Below are 376 nucleotides of genomic sequence, written 5' to 3' on the forward strand. Positions count from 1 at the left end.
CGTGAATGTCGCGCTCCATGTGACGCCGCCGTCGAGCGAACTGACGGCACTCAGGGTGCCGTTGGCGATGGTCAGGTCGGCATTGGTGAAACCGGTGACCGCCTCCGAGAACGTGAAGGTGACAAGCGAGGTTTCGCCCGCCGACAAGGCGTTGTCGGCGACCGCGATGGCGGCGCTCGGGCGCGCGGTGTCGATCGCGTAGTTGTTCGAGCTGGCGTTGCCGCTGCCCGCATTGCCGGCGCCGTCGCTCACGCCGGCCTTGGCCAGGGTGATCAGGTTGCTGGTGTCGGCGATGCCTACAGTCGGCGTGAAGGTGGCGCTCCAGGTGACGCCGCCGTCCGCCGAGCTGACCGCGCCGAGGGTGCCGTTGGCCACT

At 68.6% G+C, this 376-nt stretch carries 1 protein-coding gene; it reads right to left on the bottom strand.

Going from position 1 to position 376, the window contains the following annotated elements:
• The coding region (locus C7C56_RS25330) for an Ig-like domain-containing protein (RefSeq protein WP_146204638.1) at nucleotides 1–376 on the bottom strand (376 nt) is incomplete at both ends.

Origin of the sequence: Massilia glaciei (genome assembly GCF_003011895.2) — a bacterium.
GTDB classification, from domain to species: domain Bacteria; phylum Pseudomonadota; class Gammaproteobacteria; order Burkholderiales; family Burkholderiaceae_D; genus Telluria_A; species Telluria_A glaciei.